A 24,042-nucleotide genomic window follows, 5' to 3' on the forward strand; every position below is an offset into this window, starting at 1 on the left:
GCATAATTGTCGCATCCTATGGACGATTTTGCTAAACTATAAATAGTTAGAAATGCCCCTCAGATTTTTGCTAAGGAGGTTACGGTTATGACTGAGAACATGGTATTGGCCCCGCCGGAAGCCCTGGAACTAGCGAAACACCTTGATGAATGGGCTAAATGGCGTCAGACAGTTGATCGGGCGACAGCAGACTTAGATTGGAATCAATTTATTGAAAAGAGTCGGGAGAAGGCAGAGTGGGAAGCGGGCTTAGCGACCGAAATTGCCCACTGGGAGAGCCTCCACGCGATTCAACTAGCATTGACGGATAACTTAGCAGGTGTGACTCACGGCGGCCATACGCGGCAATAATTATCCAATAACCAGTAAGCTAAATAAAAAATGCTAACCAATTGGTTAGCATTTTTTGTTGGATAATCTGGTCTTTTGGGGATGTTTAGATCTATTTTTGTTTGGTAGCCAGTTTTTCTAGTTCTTTGAGCTGACTGATTCTGTTCATTACCCAAAGGCAGGCCAGGCAGGCCCAGCCAACGATTGCGGTAGAGAATAAGTTATAGACAGCGGTCGGCGAACTGGCCCACCAGGGGCTGGCAATCATGGCACCAGTGGTAATAAGGTTACATAGCAGCGTCGGCAACCAACCAGCTTGCCATCGTTGAATAGCAATTGGTAACGGATTGAGCCGCTCTTCAAACTTTTGCAGATAGAGAAACGCTAATGTGTTCGTGATAAAGACGGCTAGCAGGGCCCAGAGGCTATAGCCACTGGATAGAAAAAACGTAAAAATGATTAAAAAGAGATAGTTTGATGTCAATAATATCAGGTGAATCGGTCGCAGCCGTTTGAGAATCGCCGGCTTACGTAAATAATTCATGAGGCCAGGATCGCCCTTGATCAGGATATCTAGTGATTGTTCATATAGATCACTGAGGACGACCAGACTATCGATATCCGGATAGCTATTACCGGTTTCCCAACTTGAAATTGTTTGTCGCGAAACGTGAACGTGTTCCGCCACAGTTTGTTGGGTGAACTGCTGCGTGGTACGTGCTTGTTTCAATTTTTCTCCGAGTGTCATGAAAATCCTCCCCTGAATACGCGTTTAATCATATCAAATATGCCAGTAACTGTCGCGGTGAGTTTGCTGGCAGGGTTGATGGACTGGCCTTTTGGATTTGTAAATTGAAGTGCAATTACAAAAAAGCTCACGACCGAAATGGCCGTGAGCTTTGCTACTATTATGTTTTAAATGGCGTCTATTGTTCTTCGTACCAGCTGTAATGGAAGTTTCCATCGCGGTCGTTACGTTCGTAGGTGTGGGCACCGAAGTAATCCCGTTGTGCTTGTAACAAGTTAGCAGGCAAGACTTCAGCACGGAAGCTATCGTAGTAAGTGATAGCAGCTGACAGACTAGGAACGGGGATGCCGGCTTGGACAGCCATAGCAACCACGTCACGAATAGATTGTTGGTACTTAGTAGCAATGTCCTTGAAGTAGCTGTCGAACAATAAGTTGGTCAGCTTAGGATCCTTGTCAAAGGCATCGGTGATGTTTTGCAGGAATTGGGCACGGATAATGCAACCGCCACGCCAGATTTGAGCTAATTCACCGAACTTCAAGTCCCAATCGTTAGCTTCAGAAGCGAACCGAAGTTGTTCGAATCCTTGGGCATAACTCATCAACTTACCAAAGAAGAGGGCTTGGCGAACTTCTTCAACGAACTTGTCCTTATCACCAACGTCAACGTTGCTTTGCTTTTCAGCAGCTGGCAAGTACTTAGAAGCCTTGACACGTTCGTCCTTTAACATAGAGATGTAACGGGCGTAAACGGCTTCGGTGATAACTGATTGTGGAACCTGAACGTCTAAGGCGTCTTCGGAACTCCACTTACCAGTTCCTTTGTTGTTCCCACGGTCCTTGATAGCGTCAACAATTGGTAAGTTTTTGTCGTCGCCCAAGTCATCTTTACGGGAGAGGATATCGGCAGTGATTTCAACTAAGTAGCTGTCCAATTCACCCTTGTTCCATTCCTTAAAGATGTCGGCCATGTCATCCACGGAGATACCGGCAACGTTACGCATGATGTTGTAGCTTTCATCAATCAGCTCTTCATCACCGTACTCGATACCGTTGTGAACCATCTTAACGTAGTGACCAGCACCGTTAGGGCCGATGTAAGTAACACATGGTTTGCCATCTTGAGGGGCCTTAGCTGCAATCTTAGTCAAGATAGGTTCAACTAAGTCGTAAGCTTCTTTTTGACCACCAGGCATCAGTGAAGGACCTTGCAAGGCACCTAATTCACCACCGGAAACCCCCATACCAATGAAGTTGATCCCGGATTTGTCGAGTTCTGCGTTCCGCGCCATCGTGTCGTGGAAGTTGGTGTTCCCACCATCGATCAGAACGTCACCTTTGTCTAAAAGTGGAAGTAATTCATGAATAACGGCGTCGGTTGGCTTACCAGCCTTAACCATCAAGAGAATCCGCCGTGGCGTTTCCAGTGATTTAACGAAGTCCTCAACTGTGTAACTAGGAACTAACTTCTTTTCGCTGTGATCTGCCATAACTTTTTCCGTCTTGTTAGATGAACGGTTGTAAATGCCAACGGTGTAACCGCGGCTTTCGATGTTCAGGGCTAAGTTCTTGCCCATAACCGCCATACCAACAACACCAATATTTGCTTTTTGATCTGCCATTAGTAACCTTCCTTTGTGTTTAAAATTAGGAACGACTTTCCATCCATTAGTGTAGCATTGAACAATATAAAAGGAAAATCATTTGACCCCATTCTTGAAAGAATTTTTTCTTTTTCAAAAGCTAATTTAAAAGTGGTAACGGTTACTTAACGGTGGCACTAGCGCTGAGTTTAATCAGTAAGTTATTGCCAGTGTGGTGCTACTTTTGTTCATGCTGGAAGGCACGGATGTTTGTAGCTACTTTACCTAGCAATTCTTCGAGAAGGGCCTTTTCTCCAGTTGATAAGCCAGCGGTTCCGGCGGTGAGAATGGACTGTTCGTATTTTCTAAGGGCGGGGTACATGGCTTGGCCCTTAGCGGTAGCCTTGAGTAGACGTAATTTTTTGTTGTGGCTGTCGAGTTGGCGTTCAACAAAGTCATGGTTGGTCAACTTACGAACGGTTCTCAGGCAGGTGGAAGGGTCAACGTGTAATTGATCAGCTAACTCAGTTTGGGTGATGCCGGGGTTCTCAACGATTCGCATTAAATAGATGAATTGATTGCTTTGCAAGTCGTCGGGCTTAAAAACGCGATTCCCAATAACGGCGTTGGCCCGAGCAATCAAACCGATACTTCTAAAATAATTTTGCATAACTTTTCCTCCGATAGTTGCATTTGCAATTAAAAGGTGTCATAATATAGCTACATTATAACACAAAGGAAGTCGTGTATTATGACTAAATGGTTATCTTACGGATTAGAAGACATGTCTGCAATGAATTTATATAAAGTTGCATATGAACGTATTGAAACTTTTGTAGTCGCGCAGAAACGGATTTATCAAGAAATTGATGACGTTGATCCGGTTGCACGCCACATTCTAGGTTATCAGGATGGTGAACTGGTGGCTTACGCCCGAGTCTTCATGGACGGAGATCACGTTACCTTTGGCCGGGTTCTGACTGCACCGGCACACCGTGGAGAAGGGTTAGGTCGTCAGTTGATCATGCAGATTGAGGCCGAAATCAAGCGGAGCTTCCCGGGGGAGCCAATCAGCATTGAAGCCCAGGTCGACAAGCAACATTTTTATGAGAAGTTTGGCTATCAGGTTGAAGGGGATATGTTCCTGTTCAATAGTACGCCGCATTTGCAAATGGTTAAGGCGGCTTTAGTTTAAAGGGACAGTTACCCATCGCTGCCTAGAGTTCTGGCCGAGATTGTACCCAGAGCAATGGCGGCCGGTATTGTGGGCAGCGGATGAATAGATTTGTTGAGGCGTTGGCTGCTGGCTGACGCTTCTTTAGGCTAAAAATTATCGCAAAATTAGATTGCGAGCAATTAAATTTCACATAGCGTAGAATTCACTTCATTTTATGGACATACGCCCACTTTCCTCACAGTATCAGGTACAATGCGGGGGTCAGTGGGGGACTGATTGGCAGTCCCCACGTTAAGGTTTTTAGGGGGAGGTCTCTATGAATAAGAGAAGTGATATGAAGGTCCATTATAAGATGTTTAAGAGCGGGAAAGCGTGGGTGTTTGCGAGCATCACGGCTGGAGCGTTGGTCGTTAGTTTTGGGGGTGTGACTGCCCAGGCGAATGAACAGAGTGTTGCAATGGTTACCACGGAGGTCGAAGTTGCTCCAACCACTACCGCTGCTCAAACCAATTTGGATGAATCGGAAGCGACCACCGCTGACCATGGGGAAACGTCAGAAGTACCAGTGTCGACAATACCCGTTGACTCCGCAGCTAGTAGTGAGCCAGCGACCGTTTCCGTGTCTGAGGAGCAACCAACCGTAGCAGCGCCTGCAACATCGGCTACGGATCCCGCAGCGTCAATGGCAGATCAGCAGTCTGATCCGGCAGCCACGACGCGACCAGCGCAAGCAATGACGGTCGTTGAATCTGCGGCTCCGGTCAGTGCCACACCAGAACCAACGACTCGTCCAGCAAATGTAACCGCTTCATCCGCGGCGAATCAAGCGGGGGCCGACCATACGATTGTTGCTGTGCCACTGGTGCAAGCTGAATTAGCTAAGCCTGCAACGATGCAACTTGCTCATAATAAGGATACAGCGACGATTGATCTGTGGATGCCTAATAAAACGTTGCAACAAGTTGTTTTATTAACCCTACAAGGGTTGAATGGTGTGGGTAAGACCTGGGATAGTGTTGCTGACATCACGCAGGAAGATTTGGCGTTGTTGAAATCCTTAAATATTCGGGGATTTGAAGGGTATTCAACCTATATCGATGGTAAGACGGCGTTCTCAATTGAAGGCCTCGAGTATGCTGTTAACTTGGAGAGCATTGATATGGGGAATGATTTTAACGCATCGCCAGGTGCTTACTTTGGAGATTTAGTGGATATTAAACCGTTGGCTAACTTGCAGCACCTGACAACGGTTGCACTACAGGGAAACCGAATTAAGGACGTGACACCATTAGCAAATTTACAAAACGTGTCGGCATTAACCATTTACTACAACCACATCCGGGATTTTTCAGCGCTGAAAGGGCAGCACTATGATGAGTTCAAAAATTTTAGTCAGTTTATTTTGCTAGATAAGGTGATGATCAATCAGGCTACGCAGACCGGGCACCTGCAGATTCAATGTTTAAACGCTGACGGTTCTGTGGCTCCCTTGGCGGTCTACGGTAGCGTGGTTGGTGAGCCGGTCTTCAATGATCCGGCTGCTGATGAACCGTTCTATCACTTTTATTATGTGGGAGGGAATGCTGTAGCCGATGGTAACGGCGGGCTGAATTATTCATTCATTCAGCCACAGAAACCAGGTGTGACGGAATCACCAGTTCCGGGCTTCGGCGTGGCGCCGTTGCCAGATTATTATTATTTGACGGGCGTAAACCGACCTGCCGACAGCGCTATTCCCAACTTTGTGGTGATTCAACCCTATGCCCTGTCCGAGGTCGGCGCAAATGTAGTCGTTCATCATCAAGATGCGGCGGGCAACCAGCTGGCACCGGATTCAACGTTAGCGGCTGGACTGGTGGGTGAGAACTACAGTACGGCACCAGTAACCATTCCGGGATATACGTTAACGACGACGCCAGACAACGCGACGGGCCAGTACGGTGAAACGGCTATTGAGGTAACTTATGTGTACGCCCAGAATGATGGGGAAACTCAGGTTAAGCCGCCAGTAGTGACACCACCAGTGACGCAAACGACAGTCACCGTTCATCATCAAACGGCAACGGGTCAGACGGTGGCGGCTGATCAAATTTATGCGGGGCAACCGGGGATGACCTATACCACCCAGGCGGCCCAGCTGACGGGGTACGTCCTGCTAACAACGCCCGGCAACGCACAAGGGACGTTTGGTGACACGAATATTACGGTGACCTATATTTACGCCCCCTTGCAAACGGATGGTGGCGGTGATCAGGTAAATCCAGGAGAAACGCCGGGAACGACTAATCCGGATGATGGCCAGCAACCACAACCGGGCGACCAAGGTAATCCAGTGGGGCCATCAACTAGCACCACTGAGGCTACTGGTGACCATGAACCAGTAGCTGATGGCGTAGCGATTGGTGGCGGTAGTGCTAGCGTAACGCCGGGGCAGGTACAACTGGCACACCATCCAGCAGCAACTGTGACTGGCTCCACGGCTAATGCTCTACCAGAGAACCAGACGGCAACGTTACCGCAAACAGGAAATCGACAGTCGCCGGCAATTTGGGGAGTTGCTTTATTAATCAGTGTACTAGGGCTATTTGGATTGAAACGGCGGATTAAATAAATAAAAAAATCGTGGCGCTTCAAATTGATGAAGGTCGCGATTTTTTTATTTATTGATGTTTTTTGAGAATGACCTGGCGGATATCTTTTAAAACGTTATCAGCCGCATCGCCAAAGTATTGGGCAGTCAGCATGTATAGGCAATCATTTATCGCTAGTTGTGACGTTAACGATAGGAGTGCTTCTGATCGATAACGAGAATCTTCAGAGATTGAAAAGAAATTTACGTTACCAAAGTCAGCTAAAGGTGAGTTGGGAAAGCTAGTGATGACGATAATGGGGACGTGCTTATGCTTTAGAGCACGGGCAATATCTAAGGTGTCGGTGTCGTTGCCAGTATGGGAGGTGACAACAGCACAGTCATCTTCGGTTAATCTTGAAGCCTGCATAAGGGCTAGGTGGTATTCGTCGTCGTGCAAAACCGTTAGCGGTACCCGTAGAAATTTATGATAAGCGTCAAGGGCAACGATGTTAGAGCCACCGAGTCCAAAAAATTCGAGCCGGTTTGAGTGTACGATGTAGTGAATAGCCCGTTTAAGGTCATCTTCATTCATCAAGTCAAACGTACCATTCAAGGTTTCAATGTTTGCATCCAGCGTTTTTTTGGCAACCATCATGGGGGTGTCGGTGTCTGAAATTTCCTGAATAATTGGCGTGTCTTCTTCCATCTGATTGGAGAGCGCCCATTTTAATTGAGAATAGTTTGTGTAGCCGAGTTGCTTGGCAAAACGGGAGATGGTGGCAACAGACACGTGACAATCAGTTGCCATTTCGGTAACGGTTTTCGAAGAAGCGTTGGTCCCGTTGATAATGATGTAATCGGCTATCCGTTTACTGCTTCGACCCAGTTCTGGATATATTTTTTTGATACGTTCGATAATGCTAAGTTCCATATTTAATTCTCCCTTAAGTATTCGCCAGTGAGTTTGTGTCATAACCTTAACATTTGAATTTCTGTTTTTCTACCTTGCAATGAAAGCGCTTATGAGTATAATCGAAAATGTAAAAAAGAATCAAATAATTTGTTTTAATAATGACGAATATTTACATAGCGTTTCAGCTTTTATTCATGTAAGGGGGACTTATAGATGGCTAAAAATCCAAATTTGTCGATTGATCAAGTCCAATTAAAGGTTCATGCCGATGATTGGGAAGACGCGATTAAGGTTGCAGCACAGCCGTTAGTAGACAGTGACAACATCACGGATGGTTATGTGAACGCAATGATTCAATCGGTTAAGCAATTGGGGCCGTATATTGTTATTGCACCGGGATTAGCTTTAGGTCATGCTAGACCTTCAGCAGATGTTCATCGGACCGGCTTTGCTATTGCAACGTTGCGTGATCCCGTGAAGTTTGGGAACAAAGATAACGATCCCGTAGATTTAGTCGTTATTTTAGCCTCCGTTAATGATACGGATCATTTGGCTTTGTTGCAAAAAATTGTGGCATTTCTTAATGAACCAAGTAATTTGAGAGTCTTGAGAAATGCAACGACCGCTGTTGAAGCTCAAAAAATCGTTAATCAGATTAATGGGGGGAACTAGACATGCAAGTGATAAACTTTTTGGTTTACCAGGTTCTCAGCAACGAAACGATCTTTCTAGGTTTAGTTGCTCTGGTAGGCTTGCTATTACAACGAAAAAAATTCCCACAGGTGATTGATGGTACTGTAAAAACGGTCATTGGGTTGACGGTGCTCTCTTCGGGTGCTGGTATTTTAATTTCGTCGTTGTCGCCAGTGGTTACGAAGCTCAATTCAACACTACATGTCAAAGGCGTTTTACCTACCAACGATGCTGTGTTTGGGGTCGTCTTACGGTTTAGTACGATTGCAAAGGATACGGTTATTACATTCTTATTGGCGTTCTTCCTACACTTGATCTTAGTAAGGATTACTCCGGGTAAGGACTTTAAAAACGCTTATTTGACGGCTCACCTAATGCTTTACCATGCAGCTTTTATGAACGTGACGTTGCCGGTGGTCTTACACACAAATGGTTTCTGGACCGTGGTGGTTGGAACAATTTTAAACGCCATTTACTACACGTACTCACCTGCAATTCCACGAATCATTTCTCGCCCATGGATGCATGATGTCTCAACGTTAGGATTTATGGATCAAGTAGGGTCGGTTCTGGCCCACTTTATTGGCAAGTGGTTTGGTAGTTCAAAGCCAGAACAAGATGCTGATAACATGAAACTCCCTAAGTGGGCCTCAATGTTTCGTGACAATACGATTGTCCTGTTTTTCTTGATGCCAATTATCTTTATTGGCATTGGCTTAGCTGTTGGTCAGAGTGGGATTCAGTCTTTAGCTGGAACTGGTCCGGATGCGATTAACTGGATTATGTGGCTGATTATTCAAGGATTTACGTTTACTGCTGGAATTGTCATCTTATTGTCTGGGGTTCGGATGTTCATCGGTTCAATTGTCCCAGCGTTTAAAGGAATTTCTGATAAATTCTTGCCGGGAGCCATTCCAGCTTTGGATGCACCAACGATTTTTCCTTACTCCCCGATGGGTGGCATGTTTGGTTTCTTGGGTTCCACGGTTGGTTGTATTTTAGTGACGTTTGCCACGATCCTATTCCATTCGCCAGTGATTGTTTTCCCAAGTCCTATCATTATGTACTTTGATGGTAATGTCATGGGGGTATTTGGCAACAAGGCTGGCGGCTGGCGTGGTGCAATTATGGCTGGGCTTATCACAGGTATTATTTCTTCAGCCGCAGTTATTCTGTTCTACCCACTAACCGGTGCCGTTTATGGTAGTGGCTTAACTTGGTCAAACATTGACTACGCGGTTGTCTGGATGCCATTGATGTACTTATTGAAGGTGATTCGAACGTTAGTGGTTGGCATGATTCTTTAAAAAAGATGTCTCAGAATAAGATTTGGAGGGCTCTATCATGAAAATTATTGCGGTATGTGGTTTAGGTGTTGGTTCCAGTGTTATTGCCAAGATGAATATTGAAAGTATCGTCTCAGATGAAGGGAAAGATGATGTCACAGTTGATACGATTGACTTAGGAAGCATTCGCAGTGCACCTGCAGATATTTACGTTACAACGCGTGAACTCTTTGATAACTTTCCAGAAGAGGATAAGGCTAAGACGATTGTTCTGACAAATTTTGTAGATAAGAACGATATCAAAGCCCACTTGGACCCTAAGATGGCAGAACTTCAAAAGTAACGCTTTTACGTGAGGAGCATGAATAAACAATGGTAGTAGATAACGTAAATGATGTGACTGAGCAGACTTGGAAAGATGAAGTTTTTCCCGAGTGGGGGACGTGGTTGAACGAAGAAATTGATCGAACAAAGGTTGCTCAGGGGAAGTTCGCAATGTGGTGGCTGGTCAACATGGGAATCTGGATTAAGTCCGATCAACAGACTAGTGTGGCCATCGATTTGTGGTGCGGGACTGGTAAAACGACACATGATAAGCCGGATATGTCTCCGCGCCATCAATGGTCCCGATTGACTGGTGGTCGGAAAATTCAACCCAATTTACGGGCGCAACCGATGGTAATTAATCCGTTTGCGATTCACCACTTGGATGCGTATTTAGTTACCCACTTTCACCACGATCACATTGATATGAATGTCGCAGCGGCAATTCTGCAAAACGTTGAAGAGCCGATTCCTTTTATTGGACCCAAAGATGTGGTTGATCAGTGGCTAGATTGGGGAGTACCAGCGGATCGGTGCCAGGTGGTCAAACCGGGTGATATTGTTAAAATAAAAGATGTTGAAATTGACGTGACTGATTCTTTCGATCGTTCTGTCTTGATTACTGATCCGGATGAAAAGAATTTACCGGATGATAGTCAGGTGCCAGACATGGATGAGCGAGCCGTTAACTACGTCATCAAGACGAGTGCCGGCAATATTTATGATGCTGCCGACTCTCACTACTCAGCCTATTTTGCAAAACACGGACAGGATTTTGATATCGACGTTGCCGTGGTGGCGTACGGCGAGAACCCAATCGGTGTCCAGGATAAGATGACCTCAGTGGATGTTCTACGTGCTGCAGAAGCCTTACAAACGAACGTGGTTATTCCCTTGCACTGGGATGTTTGGTCGAACATGTTGGGTGATCCTACAGAAGTAGAACAAGTCTGGAAGCTGCGAAAAGAACGCTTTGATTACAAGTTCCATCCATTCTCATGGTTACCGGGTGGGCATTTCATTTATCCGGATGATAAAAATAAGCTGGAATACTATCATGAACGTGGTTTTGAAGACCGCTATACGCATGATATCAACCTGCCCTATAAGTCGTTCCTATAATTAATCAAAAAACCGCTCATCGGAATTTCGATGAGCGGTTTTTGTTTCATGATTAGTTGTTCAAACGGTAGATCCATTCACGGTGGTCGCGTTGAATTAATTCTTCAGCAGCGGCTGGACCCATTGAATGTGGCGTGTAGTTAGGGAATTGTGGTTCTTGTAAGTCCCAAACACGACGGATTTGGTCAACGAACTTCCATGCGTAGGAAACTTCTGGCCAGCTGGAGAAGTTGGTTCCATCGCCATTCAAGACATCATGGATCAAACGTTCGTATGGTTCTGGCGTATCCTTGGACTTTTCAGCATCAACCAAGTAATCCAACTTGATTGGTTCCGTTGAGAAGCCGGTGTCGTTCGTCTTGGCGTTCAATTGCAGTGAGAACCCTGCGTGTGGTTCAACGAAGATTGTCAAAACGTTGGCAGCCAAAGGTGTGTTTTGTGATTGTGGGAAGGCAAAGATATCAACTAGTGGACGCTTGAAGACAACGTCAACTCGCGTGAACTTGTCGGCTAACATCTTACCAGTCCGAACGTAGAATGGGGTGCCTGACCAGCGATAGTTATCAAATAATAACTTACCAGCAACGAAAGTTTCAGTCGTTGAATCAACTGGAACGTTGTCTTCGTGACGGTAGTCTGGTTGATCGTTAACGGCACCGTATTGGCCACGAACGAAGTTAGTTGCGGCGTCAGCAACGTTGTAGACCCGCAGGCTCCGTAAAGCCTTCACTTTTTCAGCCCGGATATCAGTATCCGTGAAGGCAACTGGTTGTTCCATGGCTAACAAGGAGACAATTTGCATGATGTGATTTTGGACCATGTCACGCAAAGCACCGCTGTTATCGTAGTAGGAAGCTCGTTCTTCAACCCCTAATTTTTCGGACAACGTTACTTGGATGTTATCAATGTAACGGTTGTTCCAAAGGGATTCAACTAGGGTGTTCCCAAAGCGTAAGGCTTCAATATTTTGAATCATTTCCTTACCTAAGTAGTGGTCGATTCGGAAGATTTGGTCTTCTTCGAAGGACTTGCTTAAAGCATCGTTTAATTCCTTAGCGGAGTCGTAGTCACGGCCAAATGGCTTTTCGATGACCAGACGGTTGAAGGCGTCCTTGTTCGTAGACATCAGACCTTGTGTCTTCAAGTCTTGGGCAATGGTACCGAAGAATTGTGGTGCCATGGACAGGTAGAAGATTCGGTTGCCGTCTAATTTGTATTTCTTATCAAGCTTGTCAGCGGCGTCCTTTAAGACGGAGTAGTGAGCAACGTTCGTAACGTCATGTGCTTGGTAGTAGAAGTGAGAAATGAAGTCAGTTGCTTCCTTAGAGTCTGAACGGTTACCGCTATCAGCCAGAGACTTCTTGATAGCTGCCCGGAACTTTTCATCGTCAAGCGTTTGACGGGAAGTCCCGATAACTGCGAAATGAGACCGCAAGTTACCCTTCCGATAGAGGTTGAACAGACTTGGGTAGAGTTTCCGGTAAGCTAAGTCACCAGTACCACCGAAGAATACGAATAAAGCTTTACGTTCAGTTGCCACGAGATCGTCACTCCTTAAATTTTAAGTACGTTATATGAGTAGTATCTACAAATAGAGAAAACAATAATTAATCGGTTATTCAGTGTGGGAGCAAAACCACACTGAGTCCGCGAGTTATCTAAACGACTGTCTAGACCACTTCAAAAAGGAATTATACACTACTTCGTCATGAAAAGCTAACTTTTTAAAGCAAGAATTTTAAATTTAGACAACCGGTTGCAATGCTGTACAAACAACGTTTTCAGCCGAAACTCATTTTCATGAAAGCAAATCAATTTGTATAGATTATAATGGAAACGGCTTTCGTTAATCGGTTAAAATGAAATCGCTAACACTTGTAGTTTAGCAGAAAGCCCCGTCACTGCAAGCATAACGGGGTCAAATACTGAAATTAGTTTCGCTTAATGAATACTTTCCCTAACCAGGTGAGGCTAAGTAGGCTAGCTAACCCTAGTAAAACCAAGAACGAGGATGATTGGTCGCTCGTTTGGGGTAAAGTGGCTTGGGATTTTGTGGCGTGCTCGTGATTCAAGTTAGTGGTCGATTTCCGAGTAGCAGGTATTTGAACAGCCTGTGCGTTAGCTACTAAGGCGGCACTGGCATGCCGAGAAGCTGTCTGGCCTGAGCTGAAGGCTTCTTTAGTATCATCAATTGCATCGCCAGAGCCACCATTAACGACGATCGTCGCGATTTCTTGCTGTTGGGGATGACTCACGGGCTGGGTTTGGGCGGCTGGTGCGCTTGTCGCGGTTGCTGCTACGGTTTGCGTGACCATCTTCTGAATGATGGCTGCAGCCGTAGTGGTGACGTGGTCGGCCGTACTACCAGTATCTGCACCTGGCGGTGTTGGAAGATCACCCGTGATGTCAAAGCCAACAATTGGTGAGGGGGCCAGCTGTTTCTTGAAAATTAGCGTGATTGCTTGAGGATCAATCGTATAGGTTCCCGCTAATTTACCCATTTGGCCAGCTGCTAGTTGGTAGTCTTTTAGCTGCGTGAGGGAGATTAAATTGTAGGTATCGCCCAGTTGGGCAGCGGCACCAAGGGTGGCATCAGCCTGCAAAACGTTTCCAGCTTCATCTGTGAAGGAGACAGTCACAGTTGGTGAGGCCTGCCAGTGGGCTAAGCGGAAGATACGGGTATCGTAATCCAGCTCAGCCCCACCTGCATACGTAGCTTTAATGTAGGCAATGTTTGGCGAGGTGCTTCCCCGAATGAAGCCGAGTTGACCGTATGTGATGTATTGTGAAAAGCCATCACTGGTAATTTGTTGGGGATTATCGAAATAGATTTGGCCATTGTCAAGGTTAGTAATTGGCGTATAGGTTCCCACGTCAGCGGTATTAAAGGAATAGGTTTGGCCGTTCGCTAGAAGCCGTCCGTCTAAACCATACGATTCGTCGGGGGTAAGCGTCACTGGCTGACCGATGACAACATTCACTTGATGACTGCTGTAGAAGGATTCGCCAATCGCCAGGATTTGCGTGTCAGCTTTGATACCACCTAGTGAGGAAAAGTCTGACAAGTTGTTTCCAGAGAGGTCGATTTGACTGAGCGGTGAATTACCTAGCTGGTAGCCATTATTACCAATGATGGTTAACCAGGGGGCTAGCAGAGCCAGTTGGCGATTTTGTAAGGCTTGGTAGTCATTGGAATAGGTATTTCCTCTGAGAGCAAATCGAGCTATCTTAGTGGGATCAATTCGGGTGAGCTGATTTAGCATATCGTCGCTAAGGTAGCCGGAGTAGTAGTCAGTGATTGAGAGGTCAGTGAACCGTAGATTGGTTAATGGTGTGAGGTCGAAGTAAGGAGAAGCCGTTCCGTCAGCCCTGACGGGGGAGTATGTCAAGGATAAGTTGATCAGTGCAGTTGAGGGGAGGTACTGAAGCGCCTCTAGTCCACTTATATCGTTGATAGTAGGCAGGTTCAAGGTTAACGTGGTTCCTTTGAAATGCCGAATGGCACCAACGGTTAGATTACCAGTTGTTGTTAGGCCCAAAGCTGACTTAATGGCTGCGGTTAAACTGGTATCCTTAATCGCTACAATGTGGTCGTCACTGGGAGCGGCCGCGCTTGGTACTACTGATTGGTTAACCTGATGAGTGGCGCGGGCTGGTGTGACAGGTGGGGTGGTCTCTTTGTCACTGTTGGTGATCGTTTTTTCTTCAGATATATTAGCAGTTGGTCCAGTCTGGGGCTTACTAGGTGAATCGTTAGTTTGGTTATCTGAATCGGTATTTTCTGAAGTGCCAGTTGCGTTGTTAGAAGCTGATGGGGTTAGCACTGTCGATTTAGGTGGAGCTGAACTAGTGTCTTCTTTAGGAAAATTAGTCTCACCGTCTTGATTAACTGGTGTTGAATCAGCGTGGCCGACGGTAACAGTTCCACCTCCTAGTAGGAGTCCGCCAACTATTGTGGCAAGTGCCCAATGCGTTTTTAGAGATAAAGGTTTAATGTGTCTATGATTACTGTCCACTTTCATGCTAACCCCTCCAATAAGTTATTTACATGGTCAGCGTACGCTGGTAATAGAGTGGTTACTACACCAGAATGTGTATTATATAACCATATTAAATTACTACAGAATTAACGGAGTGAATAATTATAATATTTAAATAAGCAATCGTGCTAAAGTGAGCTTGGTTTAGAAAAGCGAAAGGCAACGTTGTCACGGCCGATTTTTGAAGAACGGGCGCCAATTCAGGTGGGCGGTCGAAAGCAGTGGGGTCCTTTAAAATGGAGGAGTTAGCGCCCTATGATGATTTCAATGAAATGGGTGCGCGGTTCTTGGCAGCTAAGCCAGGTAGTGTGTGGTAGGCAGTCATCGGACGGCACTGGTCTTTTCAATGCGCGACCTAGTGTGAATACTACCGGCAACGGGACTTAACTGAGGGCTTGAATTAGACGCAGTTCCTTGCTAAATTATGGACAGCCAACGGCTACTAATTCGATGGTAATTTATTACGACATCTAATTGTTTTCTTCATTAAAAGAGGTTGGATTTTACCGGGTGTTTTTTAACGAATGTTTGGCCCATTAGCCATGTCTATTAAAGATAGTGTTAAGCCTTATTAAAAAACCGTAAACTCCTGTTCGGTACTGGCACTAATTTGTACAAAATCTGTTATACTACTAGTCGGTTATAAAAATAAATACCGGCTAGAAATCGCCGGTAGATTAAGGGGTCAGGAATAATGAAGAAATTTATGGTTGCATTGACCGGGTTGGTCACATTAGCCACGGTAGGCGCTACGGTCCCAGCTACGGCGATCACTCCAGCATCAACAACTACCGCACACGCTGCGACGAAACACATCGGTCCCAGCCTGAGTGTTAATGCTATTTCCAAGTCTTCCAGCAAGGTTTCGGGGACGGCTACTAAGGGTTCTAAGGTGACGGTTAAGGCAACTAAGAATGCTAAGAAGAACCTTGCTAGTGGAACTGCTTCTAAGACGACTGGGAAATTCTCCATTAAGTTATCTAAGAAGTTGAAGAAGGATGCGAACGTCTACGTTTACGCAACGAACCCAAAGACGAAGGCTTACTTCTACCGGATCATTCGGGTTCAAGCCGCTTCAGCTAAGGCTGCTACGACCAAGAAAGTAACCACTAAGAAGACTACGTCTAAAAAAGCAACAACCAAGAAGGCAACCACTAAGAAGACGGCCACCAAAAAAGCTTCAACGAAGAAGAGCACGACTAGTTTCTCCGTGAAGACACCTACTGGTACTTGGAAGTCCAACACGGCTAACAAGTACTCACAAAAGATGGTTTTCAGTCAAAAGTCTGGTTTTAACCAATACCTTTATAAGAATGGTAAGAAAGTTAAGACATTAGTTTCTTATGCTAAATACAGTGTAGATGCTAAGACGCCGACGTTCTGGAAGATTTCATACACCCCTAAGGGTTCTAAGTCCTCCAAGACACTTTACCTGCGCTTCACTTCCGCTAAGAAGTTCAAGATTGTTAACAGCAAGAACAAGGTCGTTGCCGTTAAGGCCGGTGTTGCCCCAGCTGCTAAGTGGACTTTCACGAAGTAAGCTTTAAAATTCAAAATTAACTTGTGAGGGGTTTGGGACAAAAGTCTCAAACCTTTTTTGGCGTTCCGAACGTCTATCGGGGCTAATGCTCATTGACTAAATGTGGCTCACGCGCCTTTTTTGAGAATAGAGGATACAAATAGCGGCCACTCTCCAAGAAGGGTGGCCGCTATTCGTGAGTTGTCAGAGGTAAGCGTTAGTTCGTTGCGAGTTGCTGTGCCACTGGCTTAGCATCCTTGGTACCACGAGGATGGTAACCAATCAGCCGCATGGCGTTGAAGATGACGACTAGGATCGAAGCTTCGTGGACGAACATTCCACTGGCCATGTAGATGTAGCCGTAGACCAAGCCAATCAGCAGGAAGGCAACTGTTAAGATGGCAATCGTAATGTTTTCTTTGGTGTTGGCAGAAGTCTTTTTAGCTAAGCCAACAGCGTGGTTCAAAGCAGTGAAGCTTGATTGCATCAAGACGACGTCGGCCGTTTCGATAGCCACGTCAGTCCCACCGCCCATCGCGATACCCACACTAGCAGTGGCAAGGGAAGGACTATCGTTGATGCCATCACCAACGAAGGCAACGTTACGTCCCATATCTTGGAACTTCTTGACGAAGGTGACCTTGTCAGCTGGGAGTAAATCAGCGTGAACTTCGTCGATACTCAGAGATTCAGCAACGGCTTGAGCGGTGGCCTGGTTGTCACCAGTTAGCATTACCAGGTGCTTGATTCCTTGACGCTTGAGAGCAGCTAAGGCACCAGGAACTTCAGGACGAACGGTGTCAGCGACGCCTAAGATAAAGGCTAATTTTCCTTGGTAGCCAACCAGAACAGTGGATTGGCCATCATCTTGCATGTTGTGAAGATCGTTCAGTTGGTCTGCTGTCAAATCGATACCGTTATCGGTTAACAGGGCAGCGTTACCAACGAACAGCTGGTTGTCATGCCAGTTACCGACCATACCACGTCCCTTGATGGTTTCAGTTTCTAAGGTAGCAGCGTCGTCTTGTAAGTGAGCAGATAAGTGGGCCACAATTGCTTGAGCCAAGGGGTGGTCAGAGGTCTTTTCAATTTGAGCGACACCGGCTAAGACGGTTTTGTCATCGGTGTAGGTTTTCGTATCAGCCACCGTCATTTTACCAGTGGTTAAGGTTCCGGTCTTATCGAAGACGATAGTGTCAACTTTGGCTAAGCTCTCAACTACGTCCCCACCTTTGATGAGAATGCCATTCTTGGCACCGTTACCGATACCAGCCACATTGGAGACTGGTGCACCGATAACTAAGGCCCCAGGGCAGCCAAGTACCAGGACGGTGATGGCCAAACGAAGGTCACGGGAGAAGACGAAGACCAGGATAGCGATGATTAAAACAGCTGGTGTGTAGTATTGGGCGAATTTATCAATAAACTTTTCAGCGGGAGACTTGGTATCTTGTGCCTCTTCAACCAGTTCAATGATTTTAGAGAAGGTCGTTTCGTCACCGACCTGGGTGGCTTCGATCGTTAAGGTCCCACTCTCGACCATGGCGCCAGAGAAAACACCGTCGCCATCAGCCTTGTTGATCGGCCGAGATTCACCAGTGATGGAGGCTTCGTTAACGTAACCGGAGCCACTGACTACTTTACCGTCGACGGGAACCTGTCCACCGGCTTTGACGAGAACAACGTTACCTTCTTCTAGGTCATCGACGTCGACTTCTTCCAGGGAGCCGTCGTCTTGAACCAGTTCGGCAGTGGTGGGTGCCATTTCCGTCAGGGATTGAATGGCTCCACGGGTCTTTGCCAGCGTCTTCTGTTCTAGGTAGGAACCAAAGAGGAACAGGAAGGTGACAATGGCAGATTCTTCAAATTCACCAATCGCGAATGCCCCAATAACGGCGATTCCGACTAGCAGTTCGATACTGAAAACCTTGGCTTTCAGAGCGCTGATTGCTCGTAAGACAATTGGTGCTGCGGCAATCACGGAAGCAATGATCCAGGCAACATCAGTAATGTAGGGAACATGAGTGAACCAAGTGTTCAGAAAGCCGAGAATAATCAAGCCGGCTGACCAGAAGGTAATGGGATTAGTATGTGCGTAGATAAACCGTTGAAATTTCATGGGGAAGCATCCTTTCTTGGTGTCTGTTTAAGTTGTTCTATCCTTGTTGATGTCTTTATTATGCCGCGGAACCGGTGACATTAACTTGATGTGAATCAAGTTGGCGGAATTCTTTTAGTAAACGTGCGGATATACCAACTAGATTTGAATCATTGATTTAAATTATGCGTACTTCGGCGGCCGGAAAGGAGCTGGCTGCTCGATTCGAAGGATATCTTCAAAGTTACCCATGGCCGGTCTCACCAAGACTATCTGGTTATTTCAGCTAATAGTGATGAAGTGTAAATTGAATTCGTGGCTGCGTTATAAGTGTTGTAAGGTAGTAGCCTTTTTAACGTTTTCTTCAATAAATAGGTGGTTACTTTGATTTAAGAACGATTAAAAAAGGGCAACCAATCTGGCTGGTTCAGGCCGACGACAAAAAAATAGTGTTAGCACCTCGCAGTGTGCTAACATTATTTTTAAAGCGGATTAATCATCGTCGTCATCATCGTCTTCTTCATCCAGACCATCACGAGCATCGTTACCTAGCAAAGCTTGGAGTTCGCGAATAATGTGGTTGTTTGTCCCACGTAAGTCAGTTAAGAAGCTGGCCAAAGCGGGACGTTCTTCCTTCTCGGCCAACTTGATGGCCCGGTCAATGAATAAGTTATGGGTGTCGGCATCGTGGACTAACTCACCAATTTGTTCTTCAGCGGGCAAATACTTCTTGTCGCCGCCTTCTTGCAGCATGTTATAGTCATGAAATTCCTTAGTCGTGGTTGAGACGATTTCGCCTTCGTCTAAAAGCAATTCACCCAGTGCGTCGAACTGTTGACGGTAGGTGGCGATGTAGCCATTAAGGAGTTGGCGGACACTCACGGCCAGCGGCCCCTTAACAGACCAACGAACCTGATGGAACTTTACGATGGAAATATGCAGGTTGGCGAGAATGTGGTTGGTCATGGCACCAGCGGTGGGAACGTGGTGGTCGTGTTCAGTTTGGGCTTGTTCGGCAGCGTAACGGTCTTCAATAGTAGTAGTCATTGGGTGAACTTCCTTTCGGTGAGTGAGGGATTAGAGAGCTTTAACTTTGGAACTTTGAACAGCGTAGCCTAGGTCGGTGACGGTGTTTTCGAGGTCATCGGCAGATACGGCTGCGTCATCGAACTCGGCTTTAACCTTGCTAGCGTTGAACAGGACCTTGACGTTCTTCACGCCATCCTTTTTACTCAAAGCGCCTTCAATCTTAGTCATGCAAGATGGGCAGGTCAGCGCGTCTAATTTCATGGTTACTTTACTCATAATGAATACCTCCTAGGTTTTCGTTTGTCTTGATTACGTAAGTTAGTATACGGTCATCGGCGATAAAAGAACTTGACTCAAATCAAGTTCACCAATTTATTTGAGAAAATCGAAAATTGACGGCGACATCGGCAGCTAAGTCTTTGTGTTTCGCAATAAAGCTAAGTATGCGACAATGGGTGCAGAGTGAAAATTAAGTGAGGGACTTATAAATGGGAAAAACAAAAAAAGAAGTGAGTATGGCCGGTATCGTGTCGGCAACCCTTCTATTAAATGCTGCGGCGGCGTGTATGTGGCCGTTAACGACGGTCTATATGCATAATCAACTCCATCAAAGTCTGACGCTGGCGGGGATTGCTTTGCTGGGGATGTCGTTGTGCATGATTCTTGGTAATTGGCTGGGGGGGCGGATGTTTGATCGCTGGTCGCCATTTTGGTCGGCCATTGTGGGAACCCTCTGTTCCTTCGTACCAATGGTGACGTTGATCTTTGCCCATGGCTGGCCGGTCTTCGGAATCATGTTACTTTTTATTGGGTTGGGTGACGGTATTGTGATGACCGTGGTCAACTCATTTGCGGCGACTGTGAAGTCAGTTGAAAGTCGGAAGGTTTTCAATTACCTCTACATTGGAATGAACTTAGGGGTCGTTGTTGGTACCCTGATGGTAGGGGTCCTGATGGCCCATGGGGTCACGCTAGTCTTTATCGTGGCGGGGCTGAGTTATCTGGCGCTCTTGCTAATCTTCTTATTTGATTTCCGGGCGGACATTGAGCAGAGGAGCTTCGAACATAGCCGCGGTCCAGCTAAGCCAGCACAACTGAATTTAATTTGGCTAATTGCCTTTCTAGTCTTCTGTCTCTATATGAGCTACTCCTTGTGGGAAAGCGTGATTTCAGTTCATATGACGGGGCTAGGAATTTCATTTGAAAAGTACAGTCTCCTCTGGACGTTGAACGGGCTAATGATCGTCTTTGGTCAACCCATCGTCAATCGGTTGGCGGCGCGCTTCCAGTTGAGCTCGCAGATTTGGGTAGGGACGTTGATTTTTATTTTGTCTTTCCTACTATTGGTGTTTGCTAAGAGTTATGCCATGTTTGTCTTGACCATGGTGATCCTAACGTTCGGTGAGATGACCGGGTTCCCAGGAATTCCTGCGTGGATCGATGGCCTAGCTGGCGATAACGATAAGGGTAAATTTCAGGGTATCTACAACATGGCCATTTCGTTTGGTCGGGCAGTGGGTCCTTTGTACGGTGGTTTGATTATTGAATATGGTAGCTATCAATCTCTGTTCTGGTCAGTAACGGGTTTGATGTTGCTAGCATTGGCTGGCGTGATGGGCCGCAACCGACTGAATCGTAGGAGAGGGTAACACCTTTAAATAGCAGTGTGATTGGCTTTTGCTGAACCTTTAGGGGGACAGTAAAAGCCTTTTTTGGTGGTGTAAGCTCGGCATAAACCGTTGTGGGCCGGGAAGTGCGGACTTAAAACAATTTTCTTTGGCATCCAGAAGAATAATTTGGCTAGTGAGAAGGTCGACTTTGTGAATTGGTATACCTATAACGGGGAACACGGGTATACCACTTTCTCGAAATGAAAACGGGGCCTTCATAATTGCGTGATAATGAGAAAACTCTAATGATATTCCGCCCGGTTACAGTTTAAATGGGTAAATTCAACCGTGTACAATTGAACGACATCCCTTAATATTTTATTTGGTTACTTTACAAACGAGCTAATGGCCCTTCACAAAGGGGTTTGGCAGGCCTAGTCTTATGCGAAAACCCATAATGAAGTTTGTGTATTATGTAATTAATACGAGCGGTTCATTAAAAAATCTTTTGTAAAAATGTTCGCATGCAACGTTTTCAGGAAAAACGACCAAATCCAGTGTCACTAAAGGGGAAAGCGCTTCCAATCACGTGATAATTGACTTCCTTTTTTGAAAAAAATTCGACGAAATTCCATGAAAGCCTTGCCAATTTCATGTGAAAGGTATAGCATAATAGTCGTAGTTAAATAACTTACAAGGAAGTGTTTTTACATGCAAATTGCCGTTATTAAAGAGCAAAAGGAAGGCGAAGGCCGTGTGGCCGCAACACCTGAAAATGTTCGCAAGATGGTAGAAGCAGGTAATGAAGTACTGGTTGAAAAAGACGCTGGTATCGGTGCTGGTTTCAGTAACGATGAATTCGTCGAAGCCGGTGGGAAACTCGTTAGCCATGCTGAGGGTTGGAAAGCTGACCTGATCATCAAGGTTAAGGAACCAGATCCAGAAGAATACCAATACTTCTCCAAGGGCAAGATTGTTTGGGGCTTTCAACATTTAGCTTCATCTAAGCCTACTGTAGAAGCAATGATGAAGGCTGGTACGACCGCAATTGGTGGCGAAACTATCGTTGAAGATGGCAAGCTGGCATTGCTTTCCCCTATGAGTCAAATCGCAGGGCGTCGTTCAGTTATCATGGGTGCTTACTACTTGGAAGCACAACACCAAGGTGAAGGTATCTTACTTCCAGGTATCCCTGTTCCTGGTATCCATGCTGGTAACGTTGTAATCTTTGGTGGTGGTAACGCTGCTATTGGTGCCGCAGATATGGCTTTAGGTTTGGGTTGCTCCGTTGTTATCATTGAATTGAATGATGACCGGATCAAGGAACTCGAAACGAAGTTTGCTGGCAAGAACGTGCGTGTTGTTAAGTCCAACGAAGAAAACTTGGCTAAGGAAATCAAGGATGCTGATATCTTTGTATCAACTATTCTTATTCCTGGTTCTCGTCCACCGAAGTTGGTCAAGGAATACATGGTTAAGTCAATGAAGAAGGGCTCCGTTATCGCCGATGTTGCCATCGACCAAGGTGGGACCGTTGAAACGATTGACAAGCCTACGACTATTGACGACCCTGTATTCATCAAAGACGGCGTTATTCACTATGCTGTTCCTAACCAACCAGGTGCTGTTCCACGTACCGCTACGATGGCACTTGCTGCAGGGAACTTGAAGTACTTATTGGAAATCGCTGACAAGGGCATCGATGATGCTATCAAGTCCGATCCAGCCTTAGCTTCAGGGGTTAACCTGTACGAAGGTAAAGTTACTAATGAAGGTTTGGCTAAGTCACTCGACTTACCATACACTGAATTACAAAACGCTTAATAATCGCTTATCTTACTTAGGTTTCAAAACTTAAAAGTTTGAGTTTCAAACACAATTGAGGAGTGAAAATAATGGCTGCAAATGATGTAGTATTAAAGACGAACGATCTGCTCAACATTCAAGATATTGAAGAAGCAAGAAGTATTGTTTCGAAGTATGCTCGGAGAACCCCATTGGTTAAGTCCATGTTCCTGAGTAACAACGTTGTTGGTGGGGATGTTTACCTCAAATTGGAAAACATGCAATTAACCGGTTCTTTCAAGTTCCGTGGTGCTAACAACAAGATCAACCACTTGACCGACGCTGAAAAGGCTCGTGGTGTTATCACTGCTTCTGCTGGTAACCATGCTCAAGGTGTTGCCTTGACCAGTAAGTTACTTGGCATTGACGCAACTGTTGTTATGCCTGACGAAGCTCCACAAATGAAGCGTGACGCAACTGCCGGCTACGGTGCCGAAGTTGATATTCACGGTGCATTGTTCGACGATGCTCACAAGTGGATGGCAGAACGTGGTAAAAAAGAAGGCAAGACCATTGTCGACCCATTCAACGACAAGTACGTTATGGCTGGACAAGGGACTATCGGCCTTGAAATCCTTGATGACCTATGGGATGTTGACACTGTCATCGTACCATGTGGTGGTGGGGGCTTAATCGGTGGTGTTGCTACCGCTTTGAAGTCATTCAACCCATCAATCCACGTTGTCGGTGTACAATCCGAAAACGTTCATGGTATGAAGGCATCTATTGACGCTGGTAAGATCGTTACCCACCATAAAGACTTAACTCTTGCTGATGGTACCGATGTTTCCACCCCTGGTGACATTACGTTCCCAGTTGTTTCAAACTTGGTTGACGAAATTGTCTTAGTTTCTGAAGAAGACATTGCTAAGGCTATGAAGGACTTACTGCAACGGACCAAAGTTGTTGCTGAAGGTGCTGGTGCCTTACCAACTGCTGCCCTCGAAGCTCACAAGATCGACGACAAGTGGTTAAAGGACAAGAAGGTTGTTGCCATGGTATCTGGTGGTAACGTTGACCTTGAACGTGTATCAAACATCATCGACCACTTCTTCTCACCAGTTAAAACTGAAGGCGGAATTGGCTAAAGATTAAATAAATAAGCATTAATGTAACGTATGTTGAACATCAGGGATGTTACAGTTGACTATGTA

Annotated in this window: 20 protein-coding genes; 11 read left to right on the forward strand and 9 right to left on the reverse strand. The window is 45.8% G+C overall.

Annotation, left to right across the window (positions count from 1 at the left end; translation table 11 throughout):
* Positions 1 to 87: 87 nt before the first annotated feature.
* Positions 88 to 351: a hypothetical protein gene (locus AB3Y94_RS08655; protein WP_367295863.1), complete on the forward strand. Its 264-nt coding sequence runs from the start codon at positions 88 to 90 to the stop codon at positions 349 to 351.
* 91 nt (positions 352 to 442) lie between these two features.
* Here the strand turns inward: AB3Y94_RS08655 and AB3Y94_RS08660 are convergent, their stop codons facing one another.
* From AB3Y94_RS08660 to AB3Y94_RS08670, 3 genes are all read right to left on the reverse strand, one after another.
* Positions 443 to 1,078 (reverse strand): helix-turn-helix domain-containing protein, encoded by a 636-nt coding sequence (locus AB3Y94_RS08660; protein ID WP_367295864.1) that lies wholly within the window; start codon positions 1,076 to 1,078, stop codon positions 443 to 445.
* Positions 1,079 to 1,256: 178 nt separating this feature from the next.
* On the reverse strand, positions 1,257 to 2,699 hold the full coding sequence (gene gndA, locus AB3Y94_RS08665; protein ID WP_367295865.1) for an NADP-dependent phosphogluconate dehydrogenase: 1,443 nt from the start codon (positions 2,697 to 2,699) through the stop codon (positions 1,257 to 1,259).
* A 199-nt stretch (positions 2,700 to 2,898) separates the two neighbouring features.
* On the reverse strand, positions 2,899 to 3,330 hold the full coding sequence (locus AB3Y94_RS08670) for a MarR family winged helix-turn-helix transcriptional regulator (RefSeq protein WP_367295866.1): 432 nt from the start codon (positions 3,328 to 3,330) through the stop codon (positions 2,899 to 2,901).
* Between the two features lie 81 nt (positions 3,331 to 3,411).
* Here AB3Y94_RS08670 and AB3Y94_RS08675 point away from each other — a divergent pair, with 81 nt between their 5' ends.
* Both AB3Y94_RS08675 and AB3Y94_RS08680 read left to right on the forward strand, forming a co-directional pair.
* A complete protein-coding gene (locus tag AB3Y94_RS08675; RefSeq protein ID WP_367295867.1) occupies positions 3,412 to 3,855 on the forward strand; it encodes a GNAT family N-acetyltransferase in 444 nt (147 codons plus the stop codon).
* 298 nt (positions 3,856 to 4,153) lie between these two features.
* Positions 4,154 to 6,448, forward strand: coding sequence for a MucBP domain-containing protein (locus tag AB3Y94_RS08680; protein WP_367295868.1), 2,295 nt, complete (start codon positions 4,154 to 4,156; stop codon positions 6,446 to 6,448).
* 49 nt (positions 6,449 to 6,497) lie between these two features.
* Here AB3Y94_RS08680 and AB3Y94_RS08685 read toward each other — a convergent pair whose 3' ends face one another.
* Positions 6,498 to 7,340, reverse strand: a complete 843-nt coding sequence (locus AB3Y94_RS08685) for a MurR/RpiR family transcriptional regulator (protein WP_367295869.1) — start codon at positions 7,338 to 7,340, stop codon at positions 6,498 to 6,500.
* 195 nt (positions 7,341 to 7,535) lie between these two features.
* Here AB3Y94_RS08685 and AB3Y94_RS08690 point away from each other — a divergent pair, with 195 nt between their 5' ends.
* From AB3Y94_RS08690 to ulaG, 4 genes are read left to right on the forward strand one after another with little or no spacing between them, the layout of a single operon-like run.
* On the forward strand, positions 7,536 to 7,994 hold the full coding sequence (locus AB3Y94_RS08690) for a PTS sugar transporter subunit IIA (RefSeq protein WP_367295870.1): 459 nt from the start codon (positions 7,536 to 7,538) through the stop codon (positions 7,992 to 7,994).
* A gap of 2 nt (positions 7,995 to 7,996) precedes the next feature.
* Positions 7,997 to 9,322 (forward strand): PTS ascorbate transporter subunit IIC, encoded by a 1,326-nt coding sequence (locus tag AB3Y94_RS08695; protein ID WP_367295871.1) that lies wholly within the window; start codon positions 7,997 to 7,999, stop codon positions 9,320 to 9,322.
* A gap of 37 nt (positions 9,323 to 9,359) precedes the next feature.
* Positions 9,360 to 9,644 (forward strand): PTS sugar transporter subunit IIB, encoded by a 285-nt coding sequence (locus AB3Y94_RS08700; protein WP_367295872.1) that lies wholly within the window; start codon positions 9,360 to 9,362, stop codon positions 9,642 to 9,644.
* 29 nt (positions 9,645 to 9,673) lie between these two features.
* The gene (gene ulaG / locus AB3Y94_RS08705) at positions 9,674 to 10,747 is read left to right on the forward strand and encodes an L-ascorbate 6-phosphate lactonase (protein WP_367295873.1); all 1,074 of its coding nucleotides are present in this window, start codon (positions 9,674 to 9,676) and stop codon (positions 10,745 to 10,747) included.
* Between the two features lie 52 nt (positions 10,748 to 10,799).
* On the opposite strand, the gene zwf is transcribed toward ulaG, so the two are convergent.
* Together zwf and AB3Y94_RS08715 are read right to left on the reverse strand one after the other, a co-directional pair.
* Positions 10,800 to 12,287 carry a glucose-6-phosphate dehydrogenase gene (gene zwf / locus AB3Y94_RS08710; RefSeq protein ID WP_125682330.1) on the reverse strand — a complete coding sequence of 496 codons (1,488 nt, stop codon included), beginning with the start codon at positions 12,285 to 12,287 and terminating at the stop codon, positions 10,800 to 10,802.
* Positions 12,288 to 12,678: 391 nt separating this feature from the next.
* Positions 12,679 to 14,769, reverse strand: coding sequence for a MucBP domain-containing protein (locus tag AB3Y94_RS08715; protein WP_367295874.1), 2,091 nt, complete (start codon positions 14,767 to 14,769; stop codon positions 12,679 to 12,681).
* A 712-nt stretch (positions 14,770 to 15,481) separates the two neighbouring features.
* Here AB3Y94_RS08715 and AB3Y94_RS08720 point away from each other — a divergent pair.
* Positions 15,482 to 16,327, forward strand: a complete 846-nt coding sequence (locus tag AB3Y94_RS08720) for an Ig-like domain-containing protein (protein ID WP_367295875.1) — start codon at positions 15,482 to 15,484, stop codon at positions 16,325 to 16,327.
* 196 nt (positions 16,328 to 16,523) lie between these two features.
* On the opposite strand, the gene AB3Y94_RS08725 is transcribed toward AB3Y94_RS08720, so the two are convergent.
* The 3 genes from AB3Y94_RS08725 to AB3Y94_RS08735 all read right to left on the reverse strand — a co-directional run bounded on the left by AB3Y94_RS08725 (position 16,524) and on the right by AB3Y94_RS08735 (position 19,709).
* Positions 16,524 to 18,425 carry a heavy metal translocating P-type ATPase gene (locus AB3Y94_RS08725; protein ID WP_367295876.1) on the reverse strand — a complete coding sequence of 634 codons (1,902 nt, stop codon included), beginning with the start codon at positions 18,423 to 18,425 and terminating at the stop codon, positions 16,524 to 16,526.
* A 471-nt stretch (positions 18,426 to 18,896) separates the two neighbouring features.
* The gene (locus AB3Y94_RS08730; RefSeq protein ID WP_367295877.1) at positions 18,897 to 19,451 is read right to left on the reverse strand and encodes a DNA starvation/stationary phase protection protein; all 555 of its coding nucleotides are present in this window, start codon (positions 19,449 to 19,451) and stop codon (positions 18,897 to 18,899) included.
* A gap of 30 nt (positions 19,452 to 19,481) precedes the next feature.
* Positions 19,482 to 19,709 carry a heavy-metal-associated domain-containing protein gene (locus AB3Y94_RS08735; RefSeq protein ID WP_125690977.1) on the reverse strand — a complete coding sequence of 76 codons (228 nt, stop codon included), beginning with the start codon at positions 19,707 to 19,709 and terminating at the stop codon, positions 19,482 to 19,484.
* A gap of 212 nt (positions 19,710 to 19,921) precedes the next feature.
* Here AB3Y94_RS08735 and AB3Y94_RS08740 point away from each other — a divergent pair, with 212 nt between their 5' ends.
* From AB3Y94_RS08740 to tdcB, 3 genes are all read left to right on the forward strand, one after another.
* Positions 19,922 to 21,082 carry an MDR family MFS transporter gene (locus AB3Y94_RS08740; protein ID WP_367295878.1) on the forward strand — a complete coding sequence of 387 codons (1,161 nt, stop codon included), beginning with the start codon at positions 19,922 to 19,924 and terminating at the stop codon, positions 21,080 to 21,082.
* Between the two features lie 672 nt (positions 21,083 to 21,754).
* Complete coding sequence (gene ald, locus AB3Y94_RS08745) at positions 21,755 to 22,867, forward strand: alanine dehydrogenase (RefSeq protein ID WP_367295879.1); 1,113 nt, start codon at positions 21,755 to 21,757, stop codon at positions 22,865 to 22,867.
* Between the two features lie 71 nt (positions 22,868 to 22,938).
* Positions 22,939 to 23,976, forward strand: coding sequence for a bifunctional threonine ammonia-lyase/L-serine ammonia-lyase TdcB (gene tdcB, locus AB3Y94_RS08750; RefSeq protein ID WP_125682351.1), 1,038 nt, complete (start codon positions 22,939 to 22,941; stop codon positions 23,974 to 23,976).
* The last annotated feature ends 66 nt before the right edge of the window (positions 23,977 to 24,042 follow it).

The sequence above is a fragment of the Levilactobacillus yonginensis genome (genome assembly GCF_964065165.1).
Lineage (GTDB): Bacteria > Bacillota > Bacilli > Lactobacillales > Lactobacillaceae > Levilactobacillus > Levilactobacillus yonginensis_A.